Source organism: Bradyrhizobium sp. NBAIM08 (assembly GCF_020193935.1).
Lineage (GTDB): Bacteria > Pseudomonadota > Alphaproteobacteria > Rhizobiales > Xanthobacteraceae > Bradyrhizobium > Bradyrhizobium yuanmingense.
In genome coordinates this window covers 1-425 of record NZ_JADYVR010000637.1, presented here as the reverse complement: position 1 = coordinate 425, position 425 = coordinate 1, and the positions used below count along the sequence as shown (strand labels likewise).

Sequence of the window (425 nt, the reverse complement as noted above, 5' to 3'; positions counted from 1 at the left end):
CCCTCACTCCCCGAGAGCAGCCGAACAGCGATGTTGCTACGTCGATATGTCGGTCGAACAAACGCGATACGCACGAAAGACTGCTGCAGCGGACCGACTGGGCCAGTGGCTACGGAGTGGGCGTTTTCAGGCCGCGCGCGCCATTCCCGACAATGCGGCGCGCGCGTCGATCATGGCCGCGACAAGCGCCTGGATGTCGGCCTCGTCATGCGCCGGCGTCGGCGTGATCCGCAAACGCTCCTGACCCACTGCTACGGTCGGATAATTGATCGGTTGGACATAGAGGGCATGCCGATCGAGCAGCAAATTGCTCATGTTGCGGCAGAGATGTGCGTCACCGATCAGGACCGGAACCAGATGGCTTTCCGTGGCGCTCAGCGTGAAGCCGGCCGCGCGCAACAGGGTCTTCACGCGCATCACATTCG

1 protein-coding gene is annotated in these 425 nt (G+C 62.6%); it reads right to left on the bottom strand.

The features are described from left to right. Positions 1-126 precede the first annotated feature (126 nt). A partial coding sequence (locus I6F37_RS41330; protein ID WP_225154571.1) for an aminotransferase class I/II-fold pyridoxal phosphate-dependent enzyme occupies positions 127-425 on the bottom strand: 299 nt, incomplete at its 5' end.